Here is a 3,586-nt window from a genome sequence, read left to right as displayed (position 1 = left end):
TGTGAAAGGATGGGTTCGCACCCGCAGAGGTAGCAAACAAGTAAACTTTATCGCACTGAATGACGGTTCTACAATAAATAATTTGCAGGTCGTAGTAGATTTGGCTAATTTTGATGAAGAGATGCTTAAACTGATTACTACCGGCGCTTGTATCAGCGTGAACGGTGAAATGGTGGAATCGGTAGGCTCCGGCCAAAAGGTGGAAGTGCAGGCTCGTGAAATCGAAGTGCTGGGTACTTGCGATAACACATACCCGTTGCAGAAGAAAGGGCACTCTATGGAATTCTTGCGCGAGATTGCCCATTTGCGTCCGCGTACCAATACTTTTGGTGCGGTGTTCCGTATTCGTCATAACATGGCAATTGCTATCCACAAGTTTTTCCATGACAGAGGATTCTTCTATTTTCATACGCCAATCATTACAGCTTCAGACTGTGAAGGTGCCGGACAGATGTTTCAGGTGACTACCATGAATCTGTATGACTTGAAGAAAGACGAAAGAGGTTCTATCTCTTATGATGATGATTTCTTCGGCAAGCAGGCAAGTTTGACTGTTTCCGGTCAGTTGGAAGGTGAGCTGGCTGCCACAGCTTTGGGAGCTATCTATACATTTGGTCCTACGTTCCGTGCCGAAAACTCCAATACTCCCCGTCACTTGGCTGAGTTTTGGATGATTGAGCCGGAAGTTGCTTTCAACGACATCGCAGACAATATGGACTTGGCAGAAGAGTTCATTAAATATTGTGTGAAATGGGCGTTGGATAACTGTGCGGATGACGTGAAATTCCTGAATGATATGTTCGATAAGGGATTGATTGAACGGCTGCAAGGAGTATTGAAAGATGATTTCGTACGTTTGCCTTATACAGACGGTATCAAGATTCTGGAGGAAGCTGTTGCAAAAGGCCACAAATTTGAGTTCCCGGTTTATTGGGGTGTGGACTTGGCTTCCGAACACGAACGTTATTTGGTGGAAGAACATTTCAAGCGTCCGGTAATCCTGACTGACTATCCGAAGGAGATCAAAGCCTTCTATATGAAGCAAAACGAGGATGGTAAGACGGTACGTGCAATGGATGTTCTTTTCCCGAAAATCGGTGAAATCATAGGCGGTTCCGAACGTGAATCAGATTATGATAAGCTAATGACTCGTATTGAAGAAATGCATATCCCGATGAAGGATATGTGGTGGTATCTGGATACCCGCAAGTTCGGTACTTGTCCTCACTCCGGCTTCGGGCTTGGTTTTGAACGTTTGTTACTTTTCGTAACAGGCATGTCAAACATCCGTGACGTGATACCGTTCCCGCGTACACCGAGAAATGCTGATTTCTAATATTTCGGTATATTTATGTAAAACTCGCATAATCTTTTGGTTATGCGAGTTTTTTTATGCACTTTATTGTTCTATTCTCAAAATAAATCTTTATATTTGGACATACGCATTCAAGAGTGTTAACTAAAATAATACGGCAATGAAAAAACTCTATTTCTTTACCATGCTTTCAATAATGTTGTTGGCGGTAACAGGTGCGATGGCCCAAAAGAAAACTAAATTCAAGGTGGCCGAGTTGAAAGGAATCTGGCAACTTTGCCATTATGTGTCGGAGTCTCCCGATGTTCCGGGAGAGTTGAAACCCAGTAATACATTTAAGGTATTGAGTGATGATGGAAGAATCGTGAACTTCACTATTATTCCCGGTTCCAGTGCAATTGTTACGGGATATGGGTCGTGGAAGCAGTTGACAGATGATTCTTATAGAGAAAGTATCGAGAAGAATATTCATCTTCCGATGTTGGATAATCAGGACAATATTCTGGAATTTGAAATAAAGGATAGCGATTATCTGCATTTAAAATACTTCATCAAGAATGACTTGAATGGAAATGAATTGAACACCTGGTATTATGAAACCTGGAAAAGAATAAGTATGCCGGCCAAATTTCCGGAAGATATTGTGAGATAAAGATAATTTGATTGTTATTATAGTCTGCATATTACTTCTTTAAAGGAGAAGATATGCAGACTTTTTTATGCCTGTTTTTCGTTCTATTTCTTCTTGTTTGCCAATTAGATATATTCAAAAAAAGCAAGAAATAGTTTGCCAATTCAAAGAAAAGCCGTACTTTTGCAAGCCGATTATTATCACAAAAAGATAAGAGATTAATTCATAGCAAGTTAGTCGTCCTTTGTCCGGGGAAGACTAATAAGTGGTGAAGAATATTTTTAGTAGTAACATTTAAAAAACAAAATTAGAGTGGATACTTTAAGTTACAAGACCATTTCTGCCAACAAAGCAACTGTAACCAAAGAATGGGTTATTGTTGACGCTACAGACCAAACACTGGGTCGTCTGGGAGCAAAAGTTGCAAAATTGTTGAGAGGAAAGTACAAACCAAACTTTACTCCTCACGTAGACTGCGGTGATAACGTTATCATCATCAATGCAGACAAAGTAAAACTGACTGGTAACAAGTGGAATGACAGAGTTTATTTGTCATATACAGGCTACCCTGGTGGTCAGAGAGAAATGACTCCTGCCCGTTTGATTGCAAAACCGAACGGTGAAGAGAGATTACTGAAAAAAGTAGTGAAGGGCATGCTTCCTAAGAACATTTTGGGAGCTAAATTGCTGAACAACTTGTATGTTTACGCTGGTAGCGAACACAAACAAGTAGCTCAGAACCCGAAAATGATTGATATTAATTCATATAAATAAGATATAATGGAAGTAGTAAATGCATTAGGCAGACGTAAACGTGCAATTGCACGTATTTTCGTAAGCGAAGGTACAGGAAAGATTACTATTAACAAGAGAGACCTTGCAGAGTACTTTCCATCAACTATTCTTCAGTATGTTGTAAAACAACCATTGAACAAGATTGGTGCTGCTGAGAAGTATGACATCAAAGTAAACTTGTGTGGTGGTGGTTTCACAGGTCAGTCTCAGGCTTTGCGTTTAGCAATTGCCCGTGCATTGGTTAAAATCAACGCTGAAGATAAAGCTGCTCTTCGTGCAGAAGGCTTTATGACTCGTGACCCGCGTTCTGTTGAGCGTAAGAAACCGGGACAGCCGAAAGCTCGTAGAAGATTCCAGTTCAGCAAGCGTTAATGGGCTGCCTGACCGAGGAATATGTTTAGTATCTAAACTACTGGGACTCTACTCATAGACTACCCGGCGGTTGGTTTAGAAAAAACAAAAAAGAAAGTAAACGATTTAAAGAAAAACAAGATGTCAAGAACAAATTTTGATACATTATTGGAAGCCGGATGCCACTTCGGACACCTTAAAAGAAAGTGGAACCCTGCAATGGCTCCTTATATTTTCATGGAACGCAATGGTATTCACATCATTGACCTCCACAAAACAGTTGCAAAAGTAGACGAAGCTGCTGAAGCTTTGAAACAGATTGCTAAATCAGGCAAGAAAGTTCTTTTTGTTGCTACTAAAAAACAAGCTAAACAAGTTGTAGCTGAGAAAGCTCAATCTGTTAATATGCCTTATGTAATCGAACGCTGGCCGGGTGGTATGTTGACTAACTTCCCGACTATCCGTAAGGCTGTGAAGAAAATGGCTACTATCGA

5 protein-coding genes are annotated in these 3,586 nt (G+C 40.5%); all 5 read left to right on the top strand.

The window, feature by feature from the left end; all coding sequences use genetic code 11:
- The first annotated feature begins 1 nt into the window (after position 1).
- A complete protein-coding gene (gene asnS, locus BHV72_RS06950) occupies positions 2 to 1,336 on the top strand; it encodes an asparagine--tRNA ligase (RefSeq protein WP_286855444.1) in 1,335 nt (444 codons plus the stop codon).
- A gap of 139 nt (positions 1,337 to 1,475) precedes the next feature.
- Positions 1,476 to 1,967: a DUF4488 domain-containing protein gene (locus tag BHV72_RS06945; protein WP_005679149.1), complete on the top strand. Its 492-nt coding sequence runs from the start codon at positions 1,476 to 1,478 to the stop codon at positions 1,965 to 1,967.
- Between the two features lie 291 nt (positions 1,968 to 2,258).
- A complete protein-coding gene (rplM, locus tag BHV72_RS06940) occupies positions 2,259 to 2,720 on the top strand; it encodes a 50S ribosomal protein L13 (protein WP_122294765.1) in 462 nt (153 codons plus the stop codon).
- 6 nt (positions 2,721 to 2,726) lie between these two features.
- The gene (gene rpsI / locus BHV72_RS06935) at positions 2,727 to 3,113 is read left to right on the top strand and encodes a 30S ribosomal protein S9 (RefSeq protein WP_005679151.1); all 387 of its coding nucleotides are present in this window, start codon (positions 2,727 to 2,729) and stop codon (positions 3,111 to 3,113) included.
- A gap of 120 nt (positions 3,114 to 3,233) precedes the next feature.
- On the top strand, positions 3,234 to 3,586 hold a 353-nt coding region (gene rpsB / locus BHV72_RS06930; protein ID WP_286855439.1), incomplete at its 3' end, for a 30S ribosomal protein S2.

This window comes from Bacteroides sp. 43_46, assembly GCF_001915455.1.
Classification (GTDB): domain Bacteria; phylum Bacteroidota; class Bacteroidia; order Bacteroidales; family Bacteroidaceae; genus Bacteroides; species Bacteroides caccae.
Note: the sequence above shows the minus strand (reverse complement) of the source record. Positions and strands in the feature narration are given on the sequence as shown.